The organism is Flammeovirga pectinis (genome assembly GCF_003970675.1).
GTDB classification, from domain to species: domain Bacteria; phylum Bacteroidota; class Bacteroidia; order Cytophagales; family Flammeovirgaceae; genus Flammeovirga; species Flammeovirga pectinis.
The window spans coordinates 197,596-222,348 of sequence record NZ_CP034562.1; the positions used below are offsets into that span (position 1 = coordinate 197,596).

The 24,753-nt window shown below is 31.5% G+C and carries 12 protein-coding genes; 5 read left to right on the forward strand and 7 right to left on the reverse strand.

Annotated elements, in window-relative coordinates; translation table 11 throughout:
* Positions 1-173: 173 nt before the first annotated feature.
* From EI427_RS00825 to EI427_RS00840, 4 genes are all read left to right on the forward strand, one after another.
* Positions 174-3,143: a ligand-binding sensor domain-containing protein gene (locus EI427_RS00825; RefSeq protein ID WP_126610769.1), complete on the forward strand. Its 2,970-nt coding sequence runs from the start codon at positions 174-176 to the stop codon at positions 3,141-3,143.
* 186 nt (positions 3,144-3,329) lie between these two features.
* Positions 3,330-3,731: a hypothetical protein gene (locus EI427_RS00830; RefSeq protein WP_126610771.1), complete on the forward strand. Its 402-nt coding sequence runs from the start codon at positions 3,330-3,332 to the stop codon at positions 3,729-3,731.
* A 177-nt stretch (positions 3,732-3,908) separates the two neighbouring features.
* A complete protein-coding gene (locus EI427_RS00835) occupies positions 3,909-4,319 on the forward strand; it encodes an acyl-CoA thioesterase (protein WP_126618292.1) in 411 nt (136 codons plus the stop codon).
* A gap of 215 nt (positions 4,320-4,534) precedes the next feature.
* Positions 4,535-5,446, forward strand: coding sequence for a hypothetical protein (locus EI427_RS00840; protein ID WP_126610772.1), 912 nt, complete (start codon positions 4,535-4,537; stop codon positions 5,444-5,446).
* Between the two features lie 186 nt (positions 5,447-5,632).
* On the opposite strand, the gene EI427_RS00845 is transcribed toward EI427_RS00840, so the two are convergent.
* From EI427_RS00845 to EI427_RS00875, 7 genes are all read right to left on the reverse strand, one after another.
* Positions 5,633-15,259, reverse strand: coding sequence for a cadherin-like domain-containing protein (locus tag EI427_RS00845; RefSeq protein WP_126610774.1), 9,627 nt, complete (start codon positions 15,257-15,259; stop codon positions 5,633-5,635).
* 793 nt (positions 15,260-16,052) lie between these two features.
* Positions 16,053-16,844, reverse strand: coding sequence for a GLPGLI family protein (locus EI427_RS00850; protein WP_170178357.1), 792 nt, complete (start codon positions 16,842-16,844; stop codon positions 16,053-16,055).
* Positions 16,845-17,697: 853 nt separating this feature from the next.
* A complete protein-coding gene (locus tag EI427_RS00855; protein WP_126610778.1) occupies positions 17,698-18,897 on the reverse strand; it encodes a S8 family serine peptidase in 1,200 nt (399 codons plus the stop codon).
* A gap of 181 nt (positions 18,898-19,078) precedes the next feature.
* Positions 19,079-20,914 carry an amidohydrolase gene (locus EI427_RS00860; protein WP_126610779.1) on the reverse strand — a complete coding sequence of 612 codons (1,836 nt, stop codon included), beginning with the start codon at positions 20,912-20,914 and terminating at the stop codon, positions 19,079-19,081.
* A gap of 134 nt (positions 20,915-21,048) precedes the next feature.
* A complete protein-coding gene (locus EI427_RS00865) occupies positions 21,049-22,617 on the reverse strand; it encodes a hypothetical protein (protein WP_126610780.1) in 1,569 nt (522 codons plus the stop codon).
* 297 nt (positions 22,618-22,914) lie between these two features.
* Positions 22,915-23,148, reverse strand: coding sequence for a hypothetical protein (locus EI427_RS00870; RefSeq protein WP_126610781.1), 234 nt, complete (start codon positions 23,146-23,148; stop codon positions 22,915-22,917).
* Positions 23,149-23,151: 3 nt separating this feature from the next.
* Positions 23,152-23,598: an amidohydrolase family protein gene (locus tag EI427_RS00875; RefSeq protein WP_126610782.1), complete on the reverse strand. Its 447-nt coding sequence runs from the start codon at positions 23,596-23,598 to the stop codon at positions 23,152-23,154.
* Between the two features lie 150 nt (positions 23,599-23,748).
* On the opposite strand from EI427_RS00875, the gene EI427_RS00880 reads away from it, so the two are divergent.
* Positions 23,749-24,753 carry a helix-turn-helix domain-containing protein gene (locus EI427_RS00880; protein WP_126610783.1) on the forward strand — a complete coding sequence of 335 codons (1,005 nt, stop codon included), beginning with the start codon at positions 23,749-23,751 and terminating at the stop codon, positions 24,751-24,753.

The following is a 24,753-nucleotide window of genomic DNA, read 5'->3' on the forward strand; positions in this document are numbered from 1 at the left end:
CAGAAAGAACTTCTCTTCTATACTATAGGGGAGAAGTTTTTTTATTCTATTTTTTAGGAAAGAACTAAATTAAAGTTGTTACTTTTAGAGTTAACAATTTTGTATGAAAAACATGATTATATTCGGAGTGCTTATTCCTAGTATATTCTAATGATATTTTACTTTTACCAGCTATGAAACAACTAACACTCTTCTTACTTCTAATTTCATTAAAAATGTATGGGCAACTTCCCGTTTTCCATACACTCTCTATGAAAGATGGTTTACCTCACAATACAATTAATCAGTTTTGTCAGGATGATTTTGGGTTTATTTGGGTGGCAACAGATAATGGATTATCAAGGTATGATGCACACTCTTTTAAGAATTATACAAAGTCAACGAGTAAGGGTCTTTCAAACAATCAGGTACTTTCTCTTTTATACATTAACGAGAAAGAATTTTGGGTAGGAACAGCAAGTTCTTTAGATCTTTTTAATATAGAAGATGATACATTTAAACAGTACCCATCAAAAAGTCCTTACAGCAATTATGATGTACCCATAATGAGAATACTTACATTATCTGATTCTATTCTGATTATAGGAACAAACGGAGGTGGTGTAAGAGGATTTAATAGGCATACTAAGACTTTCTTTTCGATTGTAAATCAGGAAATAGTTAAAGATGTTGGAATAAGAATAGAGAATTTATTTTTAGATAAAAGAGGGCAATTATGGATTTTTTCTCATGAGAAAGGAATTGTTGTACTGAACCCAAAAATGGATAAAATTGTCTATGAATTTTCTGGCTATGATAAATACGAACCATTTTTTGCTTTTAGCGATGCGGAAGATATAGGAAATAATACATTACTTATTTCTTCTTATGGAGATGGTTTATACAAGTATGATATCACAACATTTCAGTTTTCTAAAGTAAATTATTCTGCTACATCTAAAAGCACGTCATCACTTATTTTTGATTTAGAACAGAGTAATGGTAAGGTCTATATTGCTACAGATGGGCAGGGAATTTATACTTATGATATAGCAACAGAAAAAAGTACACACTGGAACAAAAAAGTTAACCAGGCTAATGTGTTGGCCAATAATGTGGTGAGATCATTATTTATTGATAAAAGACAAAACCTCTGGGCTGGTCATTATCAAGGAGGAATAAGTAGTAAAAAGCATACTAAGGGATTAGAAAGTATTCCCTATAACCCAACAGAGAAATATTCTCTAAGTCATTCTCAAGTTTCTGCATTGTTGAATAATAATGATGAACTATGGATTGGTACAGACGGAGGAAAGCTAAATATCTTATCAGAAGGTACAATTAAAGTAGTAGACCAATTATGTAATCGTGATGTTCCAGAGAAAATTCTAAGTTTATATAAAGACAGTAGAGGATGGATTTGGATGGGTACTTATCTGGAAGGAGTATACGTTTATCAGCCCAAAGAAAATAAATTTATTAATATTGAAAAGGATTGGGGAATAGAACTACCAGATAGAGATGTACGGTGTTTTTATGAAGATATACACCAAGAAATGTGGATTGGAACACATGGTGGAGGTGTCCTTATTCTTGATTTAAAAGATAAATCTATAGAGCTTTTACAATCACATGACCCCAATAGCAACTTATCTATAAATTTTATAAGAGCAATTACTAGAGATAGTTATGGCTTAATCTGGATGGGCACTTCTTATGGTTTAAATTGTTACGATCCTGTTCAAAAAAGATGGAGAGTTTACCTGCCAGAAGATGAAAATTCTACTTTGAAAAATGGATATATCAATGCTATTCATGAAGATACTAAAGGTCGTTTATGGATAGGTACAGGAGAAGGATTGTACCAATACAATAGAAATAAAGATAGTTTTAGTGTACTAAAGAAAAAAGAGGGTTTATCAAGTGATATCATCGTGGGGGTTATTGAAGATAATAATCAAAACCTATGGATTACGACAGATAATGGACTTTCAAAAGTAAAGAAAGATGGAACAATAATTCGGTTTGATGAAAGTGATGGACTTATAGAAAATACTTTTTTTCATGGTGCAGTCGCAAAATCTCCTACAGGAGAAATTTACCTTGGTACAGTAAACGGGTTAGTATTTTTTACACCAGAGAATATTAATGAGCAGCACGAAAAAATTGATGTGATTTTTACGGGACTAAAAATATTTAACGAAGATATTTCTGTTGGTAAATTAATCAATGATAGAGTTGTTTTAGATAAACCACTTTTAATGAAAGAAGAACTTAAGTTCTTTAAAAAAGAGAATGTACTCACATTTAGTTTCTCTGCTGTTACTTACGCCTATTCAGAAAAAGTAACTTTTGAATATTACTTGGAAGGGTTTAATAAATATTGGATCACTTTGCCTAAAGGACGATCTATTACTTTTACCAATTTAGACCAAGGAGATTATACCTTACGAGTAAGGGTAAATAATATGGGGCCTTCTCAACCATCAAAAGCAATAAAATTTAAGATACTTCCTCCTTTTTACGAAACCACATCATTTAAAATAATAATAGGTGTAATTGTGCTCTTCTTATTTTGGTTGTTTTGGCGATTGAGGTATATCAAAATTAAAAGAGAAAATGAGTTTTTAGAACGAGAAGTAGAACTTGAAAGAGTAAAATCTGAGCAGGATCAAATTAAATTAGAAAAACTACAGTTAGAAAGTGAAGTAAAGGAGAAAAAGGCAGAATTAGATCTTCACAATACCAAATTGATGTCTAATACTTTACTGATGGTCAATAAAAATGAAATGATGAATCAGGTGAAATCAAACATTAATAATTTCTCTGATAACATAGAAAATGCAGAAGTAAAGAAAGAAGTAGGAGGGTTATTAAAAATAATTGATACAGGTTTTAAGATAGAAGATGATTGGGAATATTTTGAACAACATTTTGATCAAATTCATAAAGATTTCTTTAAAAGAGCAAAAGAAAAATACCCAGACTTAACACTTACCTATTTAAAGTTAATGGCTTATTTAAAATTAGAACTAACAACCAAGGAGATAGCTACACTTTTAAATATTTCTACAAGGGGAGTAGAAAAATCTAGGTACCGTTTAAGAAAAAAAATTGGTTTGAATGCAGGAGAGAACTTTAAAGATGTTTTAGATGATATCTAATATCTAAACCTGGACGAAAACTGTACTACTATAGAAATTTCATGTTCGATAGTGAACAAGTGTAAATAATTAAATAATCTATTTTGATACTTAATTAGTTGATTATTAATATGTTGTATTTTTATGGCATAACTATGGATTTACTATAGACAAATAACAAGTGTCAAATTAATTACATACATTACTATGAAAACTCTAATTACATCTTTAATCGCAACATTATTTTCTATTACGTTATTTGCTGCTGCACCAGTTGAAAAACCTTCTGATGCATCTGCTGAAAAATTAGTGGAAATGATAGAAAATACAACTTCTTCTGATTGGGCAACATACGCTAAAGCAGCAGAATTATCTATTAACTGGAATGCAGATTTAGCATTAGCAAAAGAATGGATAGACCATGCAATTACTGTAGAAAGAAATCATAAAACATTAGAAATATTAGGTGACTATTATGTTCGTTTAGGTGACGAAGAAAAAGCATTTGCAGCTTATATGGAGGCAATTGAAATTAATATTACTAACACAGAAAACTTAGACCGTTTACAAAGAAAAGTAATGGTTTACGCTAAAGAACTTAAGAAATAGTATTAAGTAGTTAAGTAAAATTGAATTAGTATCCCTGAAGTGTATTTAGTTACATTTCAGGGATTTTTTTATGTTTTAACTGATTTTAGAAATCGTAATTAAGTGAATATTTGCTCATTTAAATAGTCAACATCTTTCACAATGTTTTTACCTTTACATACTATTTTTAAAGGAGCTATGGAAGAGAGAATAAGAAGAACGGTTACAAAGCAATGTAAGGTGATTTTTCCTAATACATTGAACGCTAATAATACTTTATTTGGCGGAGAAGCTATGAAATGGATGGACGAAGTAGCGTATATAACAGCAACGAGGTTCACGAGGCAGAAAATGTTTACTTTAAAAACGGAAGATATTAAGTTTTTAAAAACGATTGCACCAAATAGCATAGTAGAAGTAATTGGTAGGGTAGAAAAAGCCGATCCTATTAAATTGCGTGTGGTATTAGAAATGTACGCAGAAGATATGTTTTCTGATACTAGAGAAAAAGTAATGGAAAGCGTATTTATTTTTGTAGCGTTAAATGATAATAATAAGCCTGTAAGAATTGATTACAGTAGGTTCGAAAGAGAATTTGCCTTGGCTTAATAAAATATTCAAATCAGAAAGAGCGTATCATCTAACAAATAATTGATGATACGCTCTTTTTATTTTAAAGGAATAATTTCTGGTGTTGATATAATAAATAGAGGTTAAACCTAAACCTAAATCAACATTAACGCTTATTACAAAAGTAAAAATGTCTGATTCTCTTTTGGAGATGTCTTTAATATGTAAATCGTTCATCTTCAATCAAAAACATTATGAATACCAAAAAAATACTTTTTGCTGCACTAGTTGCACTTAGCTTTTCATGTTCAAAAAATAAAGAAACAGATATTACTCCTAAAAAAGATATTGAAGGTTTTCGTACCGAAGAAGTTACTAGTAAAGTAGATAAGAAAGCAGATAAAGAAAATAGTTTAGTTAAAATAGCAGGTTTAAATAGTCATATTTCTAATACAGGTATTGTTGCTTATGATTATCCAGGGTCACCTAAGGGGGCTGAGTTATTAACTAAACAAGAATTATACGATTTAATTAATAAATCTTCTATTTCAGCTGAAGAAAAGAAATGGGCAGATGGGTTTATTTCAGAAGTAAATAAAGCAAGAGAAGCTTATAGAAATGGAGCTGCAGCTTGGGAAAGTTACCTTAAAGATTATTTAGGAGTAGACTTAAGCAAGAAGTTAGTTCAAAACCAAATGAGTTATGCAGAAGTAACTAGTCAGATTTCTAAAACTGGACATAATCCTCAGGATGTTACTTATGATGAGCAACTTACAATTGGATGTTATAAATGGAGTGTATTTTATCTTTCTCATGTAAATAGAATAGATAATTGGGAATTCTACGCAACAGCGGATGGTAGACCTGCTGAAAATGGAGTAAAATCTCTTGATGGACATGGTGATTTTAGTACTGATCCTAAAAGATGGATTGGTTTTGAATTAAGTAAAAAAGAAGAAAAAGGTTCTGCAGAAATAATGGGTCCTAGATGGAAAGCTGATAGCGATCCAAAACACGCAGTAAAAGGATGGATTGTTGATGATGGAAATGGGCCTGCCAATAATGGAACATGGGGACATAGACAAACTATCTTAAACGAAAAATTAACGAAAGCTGGTGGTTACGGTGATAGCGTAGAAGGTGCCGGAATGGGACGTTTTAAGTAGAAAAGACATACATACATAACTAACCTACAAACATATACCCCTCTTTGTTGAAAAATGAAGGGGGTATTTTTTTGTTTAAGCACAATAGGATTAAAATATAATTATTTTAATTCTCTGATCACTTCAATTTATAAAAAAAGCCCTTTATCCAGAAGGATAAAGGGCTTTTTAAGAGCTGTTTTTTATCTATTTCTTTACTATTTTTTTATGAATAATACCTTCTTTAGTGGTCAATTCTAATAGGTAGACTCCACTTGCAATAGTACCAATATTAATATTTTTTCTTCCAACCATATCAAAAGCATCTTGAGTAATTAAATGCCCAGTATTAGAAAGTAATCTATAACGATTAAATAAAAGGTCACTTTCAATAGTAAGTGCGTTATCAAAAGGCATAGGATATGCTTTAACATTCGCATCTAATTCTTCAACAAGAGCAGTAACCCCAGCATCTGGTGAAATTTTGAAATTTACCTGATAAATTTTATCATCAGTAAGAGCATGTTCAATTATAAATAATACAGAATCGTAGGTAACAACATCTACTTCTTGTGCATTATACATTATGCTATCTGTAAGGATTCGCTCAATTCTAAAGTTTGTAGAATCTGTAAATACCTCTGTACCATAACTAATTGTACCGTGCGAAGCAGTAGTAAGCATACGAAGATTTGTTTCCATTGGAATCTGATCTAGGTATAAACTATGGTACAATTGTTTAGATACAGGTGATGAAGCATTACTTGTTGCATTAATTGTTCCTGCATAGATATTAGTAAAATCATCTTCAGCCATTATATCAATAATAACAGTAAACATACTAGAAGTATTATTTACACTATCAGAAACCATAATTGAAAACTCATCAGCAGAGATATCTTCACCTATTAATTGATATTGAATAATGTTGTTATCAATGTCATTTTGTGTAAAATTATCTACTTCTATAGCCAAAGAAGTATTGTATAGCAAACCATGTGCAGGAGCATCTATAACTTGGTAACTAATCATTGACGTACTAGATAAATCATCCGAAAAATGAAGATCATCATGCGTAATCATAACATCTGCACTATCAATATGTAAGAACAAGTCTGTCATAGTTTCCATTTCAGGAATATCGTCATCAATAGCATTTAAGGTAAATGTGAATCTTTGCGTAGAAGAACTTAAAGTGCCATCAGAAACATAAAATGTAAAACTATCTTCTATGGTGTTACTGTGATCATGAGTATATTTAATACTGCCATTTGCAATATCACTTAGTGTAAAATAACTACCCGAATTATACCTCTTTCTACCTTTACTCATCTTACCATTAGAAACACCATCAACAATAAAGAATTTCAAATTATTATTATCAATATCTACATCTGTAGCAGCAAGTAATGTGGTAGATAGATTGACATATCCTCCCTCATTAATAGTAGCACCAGTATTTATCGTTACTATAGGAACATCATCATCAATAGGATTAATAACAAAATAGAAAGTTTCTATTGCAGAGGTTTGTGTACCATCTGTAATTTCTATTTTAATTGAATCTAAAACAGTATTACTACCATTGTGCGTATACTTTATTTTTGCTCCATTCAGTTGACTTTGCGTGAATGTGCTATTTGTAGAAAGTGATTTTCTTCCAATTGATAAACGACCATTTTTTACCGTACTTATTAATGTGTAAATCAAGCTACTATTGTCAGAATCAGCATCTTGTGCTACTAAATTAGTATTTGATATAATGGCTGCATCACCTTCTAATAGAGTAAGGCTTGTATTTGTGGTCAATACCGGTAGATCATCATCAACTGCAGTAATAATAACCTGTTCTGTAAATGCAGTGGTAGTATTAATACCATCGCCTAAAGTAAAGCTAAATTGATCTGACGTTGTATTGGTATCGTTGTGCTCATAAGAGATATTTCCAATATCACCGAACAGGAATGTTTCATTAATCGCAATTGCAGTTCCATTGTTTTTTAACTGACCATTTACTGGTAAACTAGTTATGGTTACAATGATATTGGCGTTATCAATTTCATCATCTGTTGCATCAAATTCCGACGTACTAAAGTTTAAAGTAGCTCCTTCTAATAACTGAGAAGTATTTTCTACTACCATACTTGGTGCATCATCATCTATTAAAGTAATTGTAATGGCAAAAGTAACTTCTGTAGAAGTATTTGTACCATCTGAAACAGTAAAAGCAAATTGGTCTGAAGTAGTATTACTATCATTGTGCTGATATACTAAATTGGTAACATCAGCTTTTATAAAGGTATCACCAACGGCTAAAACAGTAGAAGATAAAGTTAAATTACCATTGGTTGGGATAGCAGTTAATGTGTAAATAAGGTTACTTAAATCCGTATCATTATCACTTACATCAAGCAGACTTGTAGAGAATGTGAAATTGCTTCCTTCATCTATAGTTTTACCTGTATTTACAGTAATGTAAGGAAGGTCGTCATCTATAGGATTAATAATAGTAGTAAAGGTTTTTACTACTGAAGTATTTGTACCATCAGTTACAGTGAAGTTGAAATTATCTGTGGTAGAGTTACTACCGTTGTGTGTGTAGATAACTACAAAATCAGATAGGTGAGAGAGGTTAAATGTACTTCCTACTGAAAGAGAAGTTCCGCTTAATACTAGAGTACCTTGAGATGGAATACTACTTAAAGTAAACGTTAAATTACTTACATCTGTATCGTTATCTAATGCATTCAACATAGTTAATGATAATGCATAGTTTCCTCCTTCATCTATTGTATTACCTGTATTTTTACTGATGTAGGGAACATCATCATCTACAGGGGTAATAGTAGTAGTGAAGGTTTTTACTACTGAAGTATTTGTACCATCAGTTACAGTAAAATTGAAATTATCAGCTGTAGAATTACTACCATTGTGGGTATATCTTACCAAAGCATTTGATATATCCGCAGTAGTAAATGTTCCATTAGCTATAAGGTCTGTGCCATTTAAAGAGATAGCACCCTGACTAGGAGCACTACTTAATGTATAGGTTAAAGTAGTGTCGTCTGTATCTGTATCAGAAGACGATAACATTGTACTAGTGAATAAATAATTGTCACCTTCATTAATTGTGTTTCCTGTATTATTTACAAGAATAGGAGTGTCATCATCTACAGGAGTTATTTTAATACTAAAAGTAGCAATGTCTGATACAGCTTTTGTATCAGTAGCAGCAAAAGTGAAGCTATCTGAAGTAGTATTACTACCATTGTGCACATATTTAATATCTCCATTAATTAGACTGCTTTGTAAGAATGCATTATCTGCCTCCATTACAGTTGTACCTTGATAGTACAATGTACCATTTGTAGGAACAGTAGCTAACATAAAAACAAAATCAGCATCGTCTGCATCGCTACCAAAAATTAAGGTATTGTCTATTATAAATTCACTACCCTCATCGGTAGTTTTACCCGTATTTACCGTTACTAAAGGAGGTGCATTTTGTGTAATGGTAAAATTGAAAACTGTAATTGCAGAATAATTTACACCATCGTATACTCTGAAACTAAAACTATCTGTTGTAGTTGTAGCTCCATTATTTTGATACTTAACATTTCCATCTACCAAATCTTGTAAACTAAATTCACTCCCTGTAGTTAATGCAGTCGTATTTAAAGATAATGTTCCTGATTGAGGAAGAACATCGTTGATAACAATTTTCAAATCATTGTCGGTATCATCTATATCTGTAACATTAAGTACCAGTGTAGTAAAAATGTATGAATTATTAACCAGTACTGTCTGATTATTATTTCTTGTTACAGTAGGTGATTGATTGGTAATAGAATAATTAAAAGTAGTGATACTACTTGCATCTGTACCGTCTGAAACTGTAAACGTAAAAGAATCTGAAGTAGCGGATGGATCAGAAGGTGAATAAGTAAATACACCACTGTTGATTTCTGCTAATGTAACTTGGCTACCTGTTGTAAGAGCATTACTATTTAAATATAATGTTCCTTTAGTAGGGAGTATATCATCTATAATTAAATATAAATCTACGGCATCATTATCTGTATCAGAAGCATTAATTTCTGAAAGAGTAAAAGTATGTGTAGATGAGTGACTCACTGTTTTACCTGTGTTAGTGGTAACAGTTGGAGCATCGTTAACCGCAGATATTGTCCATGCAAAGGTTTGCTCTGATGTAGTATTTGTACCGTCCGAAACAATAAAATTGAAGCTATCAGTGGTTGTTTCATCTCCATTGTGTTCATAAGTAAGGTTTCCGATTGCACTACTATTAAAAGTAGAAGCCACAGTTACAGGTGTGCCATTTAATTTTAAGACACCATTTGTAGGTAAACTATTTACAGTAAAGACAAGGGTAGCATCGTCAGAATCTTCATCACTTGCTGTAAATTCTGTTACTGTAAATGTATGCGTAGTTCCCTCATTCATCGTTTTCCCACCATTTGTTACAGCTGGAGGAGTATCGTCTATAGGTGTAATTGTAATACTAAAACTTTGTGTTGTTGATGTATTTGTACCATCAGAAATGGTAAAAGTAAATTGATCTGAAGTAGTATTACTATGGTTATGTATATACGATAGTTGATCTATTTCTGTATTTGTAAATGTACTTTGAGTGGTAAGTGCTGTACCCGATTTGTATAAAGTACCATTACTAGGCAAGGAAGAAATAGCAAATGTAAGTGATGTATCCTCTGAGTCTTCATCAGTAGCTAACAATTGCGTACTGCTTATATTGGCAGTAGCCCCCTCTGCTAAAGAAGTTCCTGTATTATTTACCAACGTAGGAGTAGTGTCATCTATAGGATTAATAGTAGTAGTAAAGGTTTTTACTACTGAAGTATTTGTACCATCAGTTACAGTGAAGTTGAAATTATCTGTGGTAGAGTTACTACCGTTGTGTGTGTAGATAACTACAAAATCAGATAGGTGAGAGAGGTTAAATGTACTTCCTACTGAAAGAGAAGTTCCGCTTAATACTAGAGTACCTTGAGATGGAATACTACTTAAAGTAAACGTTAAATTACTTACATCTGTATCGTTATCTAATGCATTCAACATAGTTAATGATAATGCATAGTTTCCTCCTTCATCTATTGTATTACCTGTATTTTTACTGATGTAGGGAACATCATCATCTACAGGGGTAATAGTAGTAGTGAAGGTTTTTACTACTGAAGTATTTGTACCATCAGTTACAGTAAAATTGAAATTATCAGCTGTTGAATTACTACCATTTTGGGTATATCTTACCAAAGCATTTGATATATCCGCAGTAGTAAATGTTCCATTAGCTGTAAGGTCTGTACCATTTAAAGAGATAGCACCCTGACTAGGAGCACTACTTAATGTATAGGTTAAAGTAGTGTCGTCTGTATCTGTATCAGAAGACGATAACATTGTACTAGTGAATAAGTAATTGTCACCTTCATTAATTGTGTTTCCTGTATTATTTACAAGAATAGGAGTGTCATCATCTACAGGAGTTATTGTAATACTAAAAGTAGTAATGTCTGATACAGCTTTTGTATCAGTAGCAGCAAAAGTGAAGCTATCTGAAGTAGTATTACTACCATTGTGCACATATTTAATATCTCCATTAATTAGACTGCTTTGTAAGAATGCATTATCTGCCTCCATTACAGTTGTACCTTGATAGTACAATGTACCATTTGTAGGAACAGTAGCTAACATAAAAACAAAATCAGCATCGTCTGCATCGCTACCAAAAATTAAGGTATTGTCTATTATAAATTCACTACCCTCATCGGTAGTTTTACCCGTATTTACCGTTACTAAAGGAGGTGCATTTTGTGTAATGGTAAAATTAAAAACTGTAATTGCAGAATAATTTACACCATCGTATACTCTGAAACTAAAACTATCTGTTGTAGTTGTAGCTCCATTATTTTGATACTTAACATTTCCATCTACCAAATCTTGTAAACTAAATTCACTTCCTGTAGTTAATGCAGTCGTATTTAAAGATAATGTTCCTGATTGAGGAAGAACATCGTCGATGACAATTTTCAAATCATTGTCGGTATCATCTATATCTGTAACATTAAGTACCAGTGTAGTAAAAATGTATGAATTATTAACCAGTACTGTCTGATTATTATTTCTTGTTACAGTAGGTGATTGGTTGGTAATAGAATAATTAAAAGTAGTGATACTACTTGCATCTGTACCGTCTGAAACTGTAAACGTAAAAGAATCTGAAGTAGCGGATGGATCAGAAGGTGAATAAGTAAATACACCACTGTTGATTTCTGCTAATGTAACTTGGCTACCTGTTGTAAGAGCATTACTATTTAAATATAATGTTCCTTTAGTAGGGAGTATATCATCTATAATTAAATATAAATCTACGGCATCATTATCTGTATCAGAAGCATTAATTTCTGAAAGAGTAAAAGTATGTGTAGATGAGTGACTCACTGTTTTACCTGTGTTAGTGGTAACAGTTGGAGCATCGTTAACCGCAGATATTGTCCATGCAAAGGTTTGCTCTGATGTAGTATTTGTACCGTCAGAAACAATAAAATTGAAGCTATCAGTGGTTGTTTCATCTCCGTTGTGTTCATAAGTAAGGTTTCCGATTGCACTACTATTAAAAGTAGAAGCCACAGTTACAAGTGTACCGTTTAATTTTAAGACACCATTTGTAGGTAAACTATTTACAGTAAAGACAAGGGTCGCATCGTCAGAATCTTCATCACTTGCTGTAAATTCTGTTACTGTAAATGTATGCGTAGTTCCCTCATTCATCGTTTTCCCACCATTTGTTACAGCTGGAGGAGTATCGTCTATAGGTGTAATTGTAATACTAAAACTTTGTGTTGTTGATGTATTTGTACCATCAGAAACGGTAAAAGTAAATTGATCTGAAGTAGTATTACTATGGTTATGTATATACGATAGTTGATCTATTTTTGTATTTGTAAATGTACTTTGAGTAGTAAGTGCTGTACCCGATTTGTATAAAGTACCATTACTAGGCAAGGAAGAAATAGCAAATGTAAGTGATGTATCCTCTGAGTCTTCATCAGTAGCTAACAATTGCGTACTGCTTATATTGGCAGTAGCCCCCTCTGCTAAAGAAGTTCCTGTATTATTTGCCAAAGTAGGAGTAGTGTCATCTATTGCAGTAATTGAGATATTAAATGTAACATCAGTAACATCATCTTTCCCATCTGATAACGTAAAAATTATTTGGTCCGAAGTAGTATTCGTTCCATCATGAGTATAACTAACTCTATTATTATTTAAGTCAGTTTGGGTAACAGAAGTAGCGGCAGCTTTTCTTCCATTATTATCTTCTAAGTACAACTGTCCATTAGCTGCTGCAGTTGTTACTGTAAAAATTAAATCTGTTGCAGCTTCTTCTACATCAGAAGCAGATAGATAATTTGGTGTAATTGTTCCATCTCCACCTTCGTTAAGTGTGAGGGTATTATTTGTAGCAATTGTTGGGGGAGTGTTTGGGTTGGATAATGTACCAATAAGCATGATATCATCTAATGCTAAACCCCAACCCATATCATCACCAGTTGTTTCCTCGTGTTTAAAAGCGATATAAATAGTTTGACCATCGTAGGCAGATAAATCAATGTTTTTTTGCTCCCATGTAGCTCCTGTAACTGTATATGTATCTTGAATTGATGAAAAGCTACTGATATCAGATGTTGTAGTAGAAATAAGTACGGTCATTTCATCTTCTGTAGAGTATAAATCGAATCCAGAAATCCAATAAGATAATCCAACACTTGTATAACTACTTAAATCAATTGCTGATGATATTAACCAGTTTTCCGGAGCAGTTTCAGTATCAGTGTCTTCAGAATAAGATTCACTTGCAATCATACATCCAGATCTTAAAATCATATCTGTCCATACACCATAAGCAAGGTCATTTTTATCATCAGTGATAATCCAATTGCTACCATCATTATCATTATCGACAGTAGTCCAACCTACAGGTAAAGAACAAGTACCTTCACCTAATCCTTCTAAGAATATGTAATTGATGATAGAAATAGCAGATGTATTTGTTGTAGCATCTGGTGTTTTAGTAGTTCCATCCATTACAAAAGAAGTAAAATCAGCATCTAAAGAATTATTTAGAGTAGCTGAATTTTCTACTGAATATACCAACCAAAAATAATTTTCTCCAGCAACTAGATCTTTAGTTCCTGTAAATACCATATTTCCATTTGGAGATGTAATAGTAGTACCATATTGATCTGAAGAAGTAAAACTATTAGTAGTAGAATAATAAAGTTTAGCAGAAGTAATATCATCTATATCTGTAGTCCCATTAGTTGAGAACGTTAATGAACTAATATTGAAAGGGTTTAATTTACCACATACTTCAATCTTACCTCCTGCAATAGTGATGTCATTCCCTGTTTGTACAAAATCAGATTGGGCGTTTTCTGTTGTAGCCTGATTGTACATCATGTCTACATCTTCTTTAAATAAACGAAATAAAGTAAAACCTCTACCATCCTCTCCTGTATCAGGGTCATCTGCCCAACCAACTTGATATAGTCTATCTCCATATTCCATAATCTGATATCCCCAATCATTAGAATGTCCTTCAAAATGATTATATCCATCATCAGAAAAAGTAGTATCTAAATTTCCATCTGTATCCCAACGTGCTACAGTTGTACCATAAGTACCACCTGTAACTAAAAATTTACCATCACTTTGTAATAAAGAGCCGTGAACTTCGATACTTACGGTGCCATAACCAGGATATTCAGCAAAAAATTCATCCTTTCCATCATCAGAAAAAGAGGTATCAAATGTACCATCAGCGTTTAATCTTACAGCACCAATAGTTCTATAATCTGATCCATCTGAATGAGTTTTGTTACTATTACCTCCAATATAAATTTTACCATTAGTATCTTCGAATATACCTTTTCCAGAAGATGAACCAGTACCTAAATCAATTGCTACGTAACCATTAGAACCAAAAGAGGTATCTCTAGTACCATTTGCAGTAATACGTATTGCAAATGCTTCATTTTTTGCTGTTCCACTATATAAATGCCATCCTGTAGCAAGAATATCACCGTCACTAGCTACAGTCATGTCAGAAATCCCTTCCATGAATGAGCCAGAAGAAGAAACGTTCATACGTAGTTCACCACTAGATCCGAAACTAGAATCTACCGTTCCATTTACATTAAATCTTACAAATAAAAGTTGATCATCTGTACTATCCCATTGACCACCTATAACAAGCTTACCATCAGATTGAATAATTATATCATTGAAGTTAGTATGGTAACTAGAAGGAGATAAATAAGTAAGCATACCATCGCTAGAAAAGCTAGTATCTTTTAAACCATTTTCGGTAAGTTTTAAAATTGCTCCATAAATTTTACTTTGACTTTGGTTAGCAGCATTACCTACAATATATATTTCATTATCACTGTTGAGTGCAATTCCATAAGGATGTTGATAATAATTAAAGAAGTCAGCTTTCGTCCATCCATTGGTACCAAAAGTAGTATCAAGAGTTCCGTCAAGGTTTACTCTACAGATACCAAATTTAGCAGTACTACCTTCATAAGTTGATCCTACTAAAATCATTTTTCCTGTATGTGTACCAGACGTATACATGTAGGAATTGTTTAGCTGAGATTTTCCTTCGGGGTGTGAAAATTTAAAAGTACCATACTGACAATCAAAATCGCCGGGTTGTGCATAGCTACTCAAAGTATAGAGTAGAACAAATGAAGTTAGAATGCACGTTCTAAGGGTAAATAGTATGCTTCTCATTTTAAAAGGGTAAATAGGTAATAAACAGTTATAAGTATTAATAGTAGCTTTTAAGTCTTTGTGGATATTGTTTTAAATATCAACGAGCGTATAACATTCTCTTTTTTGAAGAAGTTCTACCGCAGTTTTAAAAAAAGGTTTAAAGATGTAATACAAAAGGTTATTTGATAGGTATAGTGAATATAGGTTGTTAATTAATAAATGGTTTTAGTAATACCTTACATAGTACTATGGGGGTAATTAGTGATGTTTAATGGAATATAACCCATACCTATAGCACTATAAATATAAAATGTAACAAAAGATGTTGACGATAATAATAGAGTTCACCTGTGTAAGGTATTTGATTTTGTTTCACTCTAATTTTATAGTTTACTGAGTTTTAACCATGTCTTATATCTACAGGTTTTACATTATAATTGATGAAATAAAAGAAGGCCTCACTCTAAAAAGAGAAAGGCCAATATCGTTTAATCAAAATGTTGAAAGTTGTAAACTTCTTTGATAAAAAGATACTTTTAAATAGTATTCGTTAGTATTAAAATAAGTTTTAAGCAGTAACTTCGGGTAAATATCATAGTAAATCACTGTAATATTATCTCATAGCGAGATTTTGTTAATTTTTATTAAGCGAATATAGCCCCTTTTTCATGATTCCATACAAAAGGATAGTGTTTAATGTTAAGAGTTGAGTAAATAACATTAAATAACGTGTTTTATCTATATAATTTGATGGTTTTGATTGGACTGGGATGTTTTACTATTGTGTTTTCGTGAATTTTGATTTACCTCATCAATGATCATGCAATCCATGCCTACTGCAACCAAGTTCTGTAGGTAAATTAATAGAGGTGTTTTTTATGCTTTTTGAAAGGATAGAATGGTAGGCGTTTTTATCTATAGAGGTGGAATTTTGATAAGATTTTTCTATAATGATACGTTTATTAGAGGCCAATTTTTTTAAATAAACTAATGTGAAAACATAGTCTTTATCTAAATCATAAAGTTTGACTATTAAGCCAGGAAGCCCTTTAAATTTATACGGACCTTCGGCAATCGGAACCTGTTTTGTAAACCAAGCTTCATAGGTTTTATCACCATAAGTACAAGTAGCTTTTTGGCAAACATAACCTTCAATTCGTTTCTTTTCGTTAGAGATTTTCCAATCTAAAATTGTGGCAATAGATTCTTGGTAAGAGTAGATATCAAAACCTACTCTATTGTAATGTGTAACCTGATCATTCTCCTTAAAAAGCTCACTTTGTAAGTATATTGGAGCAACAGGATTATCTGCATTCATATAGTTTAAACGCTCATTACTTACATTAGAATTCATGTTGAACTCATCAGAAAGTAACTTTTCATGACTACTAAATTTTGATTTGTTATTTGCTCCAACTTGTAGAACAAATGAGTTAATGTAGAAGGTGTTATCAGTATCATCTTCCTTGAAATCGAATGTATAGAACGCTTCAATTTTTAAAGGTGTCAAAAATTCGTACGAAGATGATTGACCACAAATACATAAAGTAAACACAAAATAGAATAGTAGAAATAGAATAAAGTGCTGAGATAGCTTTGTCATTATTTTGAAATAGTAATAAAAAAAAATTAAGAAAAGTAACCAAGTCAATAGCATCCTAAAGACTTGATTACTTAGTGTTAGTTGTTTCGGTTTTTAGCTAACTGATTGATAAGAATGATCAAATTTCATTCTTACATCTGCAATTCATTTTTAAAAATGAAAATCAGGCTTGCAGATATTTTTCTACAAAACATTTGAGCCTAATCTATCTTAGCAAACAATAGGTTTTATAAGGAATAGATTGATTCAAATACATTCTTCATCAAAACATTAAAATGTAGTGATAAAGGATTTCTTAAAGTTTTTATGTTGTGTTATAATTGTATAACAGCGTTCAAAATTTTAAGAAAAAATGGAGCTGAAAATACCTTTAGTAGGATATCTACTGAAAGTTGAATTTTTAGTAGTTATGGATAGATTATAGTACTTTAAAAATAATTTTTCAATCTACTAACGATAAGGCAATATCTTAAAGCTTTACCTAGATATGATCATGAAAAATTAGATTGAAAATACGAACAGCCTATGATTATCTACTTCGTATGTCGGAATAATAGTTATATTTTGATTAGTAAAATAAGTACAGTTTCTGATTTTAAATAGTTGTTATTTAGATGAATAGGTCTTTTTTTGTTTTCTAAAGTAAGTTAATATTTATTTATCTATTTGTGAATAAATCTTAAAGAAGGTGCTGAATTACATTTGTTAACTATTTTTCTGTTAAAAAATAAGTGTAGAAGAGATCAAAAATAACTTAAACTAAAAGAGGTTACCCCTTTTTATATAAGGAGTAACCTCTTTGTACCTTATCACTTTTAAGAATTAATACAATCGTTATCTGATATTTAAGTTTTTATCTACTTATGATAACATCAGTACTATCGTCAGGATCATTTTTTACATTTCCAGAAGCTCTTGGGGCTCCTAATAGTAAAACTCCAGCAGCATGAGGAGCAGCCATAGATGTTCCACTATTAAGTCCATAATTTCCATTTATTGTGGTTGATAATATGCTAACACCTGGAGCAGCCCAATCTACAGAAGCACCAAAATTAGAAAAATAAGCAAATGCATCTGTACTATCAATTGCAGATATGGTATAGACATTAGTTCCATCTGCTCTAGCAGGAGATACATTACTTGTATTTTGAGACTCATTTCCGGCAGCAAGAACAAATTTGATACCTTTAGCTGCTGCAACTTTTACAGCTCTATCTAAAGATGCGTTTGTTGGAATACCAAGACTCATATTTGCTACATCGCCACTTTGTCCGTTTGTACCTACAAAGTTTACACCCTCAATTATTCCAGAAGCAGTACCTCCACCATAGTAAGTAACAACTTTAACAGGAATAACAGATGCTCCTGCAGCAACACCTACTACACCAATATTATTATCTATTGCAGCTACCGTACCGGCAACATGTGTTCCATGTCCGTTAGTATCGTCAAGTGTTCGGCTATCTATTCCAAATTTAAAGATATTATAACCTTTTGTCTCGTCAACATTTAAATCGGGGTGGTTAAGATCTATGCCAGAATCAATAATATAGGCAACATTAGTACCTGCATAGGTTAATGCTCCTCCAACTCTAGTAATTCCCCAAGGAGTTGTTTGAGTAGAAACACTATTAATTATAGTACTTTCGGTATTATCTAAAAGAAATACCTCGTCTTTTTCAATACTAAAAACACGGTCATCAGCTTTAAGTGCCTCTAATGTTTTTTGATCAGAAATCTTAACTGTAAATCCGTTTACAACACCGCCATATACCCGGTCTATCATTGTAGTTGGAATCTTGAATTCCTGTACAAAACTTTCTGCTTGAATGCGCATATCAATTTGTCGTTGTGCAAAATCTACAGGAGCAGTTTTGGTTCTTGCATTAGATAGCTGATTCTCTAATAAAACAATGTAGGTGTCTTTTACTTCTGTTGTAAGATCTTGTTCTTTAACTGGTTGATCGATGTTTAGATTTTCATTTGGAGTACATGAAATGAATAGGAAGCCCAAGAATAGAGCTATCGCTAGTTTAAATTTTGCGTGTTCCATTTTTTAGTTAGGTTAATTGGTTTTGTTAGTGATAAGATTGTTATATAAATAACAATTGTATTGGTTTCTGTTGTAAAAGTAATATTAATTTATTGATAATCAAATAGGTTGAGTTGTTGTAAGTGCAAAAGTCCTATCAATTAAAGAATAATTGATAGGACTGATGATATGCTATTATATTTTAATGCTTATGATTACCATGTTCACAGCAACCAATTTGAGAAGGTATTGTTATCTCATGCTGAGGATTATAATTTACTGCTACTCCCTTTTGTCTTTTAAAAGTAAATTTACCATCCATCATAGTAGCATTTACCTTAATTTTTGATAGGTCTCTTTTACCTACTTCAAAAATGTTGTCTTCAAGAATAACTAGATCGGCATATTTTCCTACTTCTATGCTACCAATTTTATCTTCCATACGTGCTTGCCAAGCAGGATAAATTGTTAAGGCTTTAATACCTGTAATTAGGTCTAATGGAACTTCTGTTGGAGGAAAAGCTTGAGAATTCTCATTCTGAGGATCCTGTAATGTTACAGCGGTTTCTAAGTTGAAAAGTGGATCTAATAATTCTACAGGAGAACTAGGTATATCTGCAGAGATACTTACATTGTGGCTTCCATCTTTTGATAAAGAAGTGTACTTCATGAAGTAAGTATTTACACGCTCTTCTCCTAAAAATTTATAGGCATCTTTTGTTTGTCCTTGCCAATCTGTACCAAATAATGGTGTTGTATTTACTGGGATATTCATTTCTACCACACGTTTATGATCTTCTGGGTGTGTCCAGAAATAATGTTGAAGTACATTTCTAGCAGATGTATTTCCTCTTTTACGAGACGCTTCGATTGCATTAATTGTATAGCGAGTCGTAGCAGATCCATCTACATGCACATGTACATCTAATCCGTTGTCATTCGCTTTATTATGAATTTCTAACAGAAGATTTTCTTTTATTCCAGAAACTCCAACCGTACCTGTGTTTAAAAATGGCTCAAGCATTAAAGAAGTATTAGAGTTCCAATTTCCTTCAGGGTGCACTTTAATACCGTGCATTCTTAAACGGTCGCTATTGTATTTTTCTTTTAAAGCAAGAGTTTCAGAAATTAGTAAGTCAACATCATCTTTACTATTTTTATAGACATAATTCTGAAAAGTACGTAGCTTTAATTTACCCTCTTTATCTAGCTTATCTAAGTACTCAAAAGACCATTTCATATCTTCTTTATATACTTTTAAGTTGGTAATGTTTGGAGTAATTAACCCTTGATTAATAACCGAAGTTAACCCACAAGAAGCCGCTTTATTATACAATAACTCTTGGCTTTCTTTCATCATTTTAGATGGATTCCAAGCACCTGCAGCAATAAAGGCATCTAACCATGCCAATTCTACACCAACTCCCTCTGGAGCACCATTAGCATCTCTTCTCCAATAAGTAAGTCCAGGGTTTGGGTCTTTTGTATCTTTCGATATTTTACCAGCTTCTAAAGCCTTAGTATTAAGCCACATATCATGGATTGTAAAATCAAAAATCATAGCTGGGCGATCAGGAACAGCTTCATCTAAGTCTTTTGCAGTTGGCCATCCACCATAAGCATCTTTGTTCCAACCATATCCAAATACAATAGGTTCATCAGGGTTTTGATCGGCATACTCTTTAATCAGTTTTAAATAATCTGCTTTAGATTTTGCATCAAAAAGAGGTACACCAGCTTTCATCCAGTTTGATGAAATTAAGTGATCGTGTCCACTTACAAATCCGGGTAACATCATTTTACCATGTAAATTAATTACTTCAGTTTTATCTCCCATATATTTTTTAGCCTCAATAGAAGATCCTACAAGGATTATTTTATTGTCTTTTACACCTACTGCTTCTGCCCAAGGTTGGTTATCATTAACAGTATAAATTTTCCCATTAGTGAAAATAATATCTGCTTCTTCAATTGGTTTTGAAGTACAAGAAGCAACAATAAGGGAAATGAAGACAAGAAGGATATATTTAGATTTCATGATGTAATAATTTTATTGATGAATATGAAAGATGATAAATAATGCTTTCATTAGTAGAAGGGGAATGGGAAAGAGAAACCCCTATTTTATCATGAAAAAAGAGAAACTTTTGAAAGTATCTCCTTGTAGTTTTTCTATTTAAAAGTTGGCATAGTAGGCTTTGTAGTATTCATCTGTTGATTCATCATATCGAAATGCATTTGATGATTTATCAACATCCAGTTAGTAGTATACTTATAAGTTTGCCACCATTGAGGTGTAGATTGAATTTCGAAAGGAATAACAGTTTCCACCATACCTAGCTTACGGTTCTTAGAGCGTATTTTTGTTTTCTTGGGAGAATCATATAATAAATACATTTTGATAAATTTGTCTATTTCATTATCAAAAGCGGTATCGACAGAGTTTAAAAATTTATAAGATTCTACGTATCCTTTTTGGTTGATAATAGCATAAACAAATAATTTGTTATTGTATGGATTCTTTAGAAGAAATGACTTACTAAAAAAATCATTAAATCTCCAATTAACGCTTTTTAAATTTAAAGGATTGGTGAAGTTTACTGTTTGCTCATAGAAAATATTATCTTTCATGTAAGCAGAAAAGGTAATATTATCGTTTTTTATCTCTTTTTTATACTTGTTTTTTTTAAAAGGATCAATAAAATCTATCTCTCCATTTTCAGATTTTTCTCCTTTATAATATATTTTTTCAATATTTTCTTCTACACCTCTTTTAATAATTACTTTATTTCTCACTGTATAAACAAGTTTTTTGTCTTTATATACTCGTCCTAACTCTAGTTTTCCTTCTTTATAATTAAAATCTTTTACCAAAATACCATCAACAAACATTTTAAATCTACCATGTAGTTGCCCTAAAGAAGAGTTTCTAAAGGAAACAGAATAAAGTAATTGCTGGTTAAAATCGTAAAATAGTTCGGTATACGATTCTGAATTTATTCGATTTACTAAAGAATAATATGTAAAATTTTGCGGATGGTTGGTAGGGTTGAAGTTTTTATCAAAATATTGTTTTTCTTGAGTAGAATAGCGCTCTACCATTTTGATATAATTTAGGATATTGTCAAATGATTTTCTGTTAAAATCCTTTTTTTTATCAAAACTAAATGGCCATCTAAAATTATTATCTCCTTTCACTTTTTTAAATAAAGGTAATAATTCTCTTCCCAGATTTGAGTTGTTTTTTTTGAGTACTGTCCATTGCGTTTGTTTATTACTTTTTTGTATAAAATAGGTTTTCTGTTCTTTATAAAATTTTGCAAAAGCAATACTATCTATTGTTGTAATATTCTGAACTAATGTTGGCTTTTTTACTTGGTCTTTGAAATTGATATTCTTAGCTAAGAAAAAAGAATCTTGTCCGATAACCATTGATTTGTAATCAGCTTCATCTAGCGTTTTTCTAACATTATTAGCTCCTAAAATAGAAAATTGACCTCCTGCAATTTTTAAAAAAGCATAACCAATTTGGTCTTGATTGTTATAATAATACCCGCGGTTATAGTCAAAAGGTATTTTTTTGAACACAGTGTTAGAGGTTATACATGTAAAAGGATCTAGATATCCATGAATAGCATTACCTCCAGCATCATAAAGGTGTCCAACTTCTGTTTGAGCAAAAGTAGTGGCATGGTTTATTAACCATAAAAAGACAAAGAGTCGATTGAATAAATTAGTCATTTGTTTGTTTTGGTATGATAATAATCAGTAGTGCAAATATAGTAGATATTTATTTTAAGCTATTTAAAATGCATACAAAAACGACTACATCAAAATAGATGTAGTTGTAGAAAATACTATGTATTTATAAATTGGTATGTGGTAACGTCTTTAATAACATTTAAGGATGTATTTTTAAATCACTTTATTCTTAATACATTAAAAAGTCTATTATCCATTCAGTGTTTTTTTTAGTAAATCATGCTCTTGTTCTCCTTTTTTACTTTTGTTATAGAGTGCAGTAAGCGTATTTACAGGCTATTTTTTCTGTGTCATATTTACTAAGAAATAGAGTGAATTTCCTTCAGGATGTATTTTAATACTGTGCATTCTTAAACGGTCACTATTGTATTTTTCTTTTAAAGCAAGAGTTTCAGAAATTAGTAAGTCAACATCATCTTTACTATTTTCATAGACATAATTCTGAAAAGTACGCAGCTTTAATTTCCCCTCTTTATCCAGCTTGTTTAAGTACTCAAAAGACCATTTCATGTCTTATTTATATACTTTTAAGTTGGTAATGTTTGGAGTAATTAGTCTTCGATTAATAACCGAAGTTAACCCACCATAAGCATCTTTGTTCCAACCATATTCAAATACAATAGGTTCATCAGGATTTTGATCGGCATACTCTTTAATCAGTTTTAAATAATCTACTTTAGATTTTGCATCAAAAAGAGGTACACCAGCTTTCATCCAGTTTGATGAAATTAAGTGATCGTGTCCGCTTACAAATCCGGGTAACATCATTTTACCATGTAAATTAATTACTTCAGTTTTATCTCCCATATATTTTTTAGCCTCAATAGAAGATCCTACAAGGATGATTTTATTGTCTTTTACACCTACTGCTTCTGCCCAAGGTTGGTTATCATTAACAGTATAAATTTTCCCATTAGTGAAAATAATATCTGCTTCTTCAATTGGTTTTGAAGTAGTCAAAAAGCATGTAGAACTAAAACTCTTTACCTTACATGTGATATTACTACAACTAATTTAGTTTGTAATAACTGTCTATATAGGTATAAAATACTCATTAAAATATACGAATTAGGTCATTTGATTATTATCTTTCGGGAAAAATCAATAAATATGGAAAAGGCAACCCCTAATGTTATTTCATTTCAAACAGGTTCAGTTGATTATGTTTTAGAGCAACTAAAAACAAAATTGAATGGGACAATAGAAAATAATGTACTCTCAGTAAATCACCCTCTTTTAAAACTTACTTACGAAAAAATAGAGACTCTTGAGGGGTTGGATATATTACTTCATGATGTTTATTTTAAACAAGATTTGGACATTAACATTGAAGGGAATAATGAAGGGGTAAAATACATTTATTATAGATTTGAATATATTGGAAATATACTATTTGATATTAATGATCCTGAAAAAGATAAATTGAAAAATGCAGTAAACTGTATGTTGATGTTTAGCACGCAAAGGGCAGTGGTAATAAAAGGTTTGAAGGGAGAAAGGAGTAGATGGTTATCTGTTAGAATATCAAAAGATTTTTTAGAGCAAAATGCTACAATTATTTATAATAATTTTTTTAAAATTTTTGATATTGAACAACGTTGGGCCTATTTCGAGATTGCTCCAGTTGATGTTATTTTAATGTTAGAGAAAATTTTCACCTTAAAAGAAAACACCTCAATTGCCCTTAAGAAAAGTATTATTCTTGGTAAGACAATTGAGATGATAGGTACTTTTGTAGATAGAATGTTGAAACGAGAAGATAACTCGTTTAACAAGACATTACATGAAAATGACCTTAAACTCATGTTTAATTTAAAAGAAGAACTAACGCAACTTTTTGATAAAACCCCTTTGCTACCAGATTTAGCCAAAAAGTATGGTATATCAGAATCTAAATTGAAAAGAGATTTTAAAGTAGTTTTTGGAACTACAATACCTCGTTTTCATCAAAATTTCCGTTTAGAGGCTGCTTATACTATTCTTTCAACAGAACATAAAGCAATCATAGAAGTAGCACGAATAGTAGGCTTTTCATCTATATCTAAATTCTCTTCTATCTTTAAAAAGCATTATGGAGTATCGCCTAAAGAAGTATCAATAAAATATAAAAACTAG

Coding starts and splice junctions, on each gene's coding strand:
- EI427_RS00825 (WP_126610769.1), top strand. CDS start 174: ATGAAACAACTAACACTCTTCTTACTTCTAATTTCATTAAAAATGTAT.
- EI427_RS00845 (WP_126610774.1), bottom strand. CDS start 15,259: ATGAGAAGCATACTATTTACCCTTAGAACGTGCATTCTAACTTCATTT.
- EI427_RS00870 (WP_126610781.1), bottom strand. CDS start 23,148: ATGAAATGGTCTTTTGAGTACTTAAACAAGCTGGATAAAGAGGGGAAA.
- EI427_RS00840 (WP_126610772.1), top strand. CDS start 4,535: ATGAATACCAAAAAAATACTTTTTGCTGCACTAGTTGCACTTAGCTTT.
- EI427_RS00850 (WP_170178357.1), bottom strand. CDS start 16,844: ATGACAAAGCTATCTCAGCACTTTATTCTATTTCTACTATTCTATTTT.
- EI427_RS00865 (WP_126610780.1), bottom strand. CDS start 22,617: ATGACTAATTTATTCAATCGACTCTTTGTCTTTTTATGGTTAATAAAC.
- EI427_RS00855 (WP_126610778.1), bottom strand. CDS start 18,897: ATGGAACACGCAAAATTTAAACTAGCGATAGCTCTATTCTTGGGCTTC.
- EI427_RS00880 (WP_126610783.1), top strand. CDS start 23,749: ATGGAAAAGGCAACCCCTAATGTTATTTCATTTCAAACAGGTTCAGTT.
- EI427_RS00860 (WP_126610779.1), bottom strand. CDS start 20,914: ATGAAATCTAAATATATCCTTCTTGTCTTCATTTCCCTTATTGTTGCT.
- EI427_RS00830 (WP_126610771.1), top strand. CDS start 3,330: ATGAAAACTCTAATTACATCTTTAATCGCAACATTATTTTCTATTACG.
- EI427_RS00835 (WP_126618292.1), top strand. CDS start 3,909: ATGGAAGAGAGAATAAGAAGAACGGTTACAAAGCAATGTAAGGTGATT.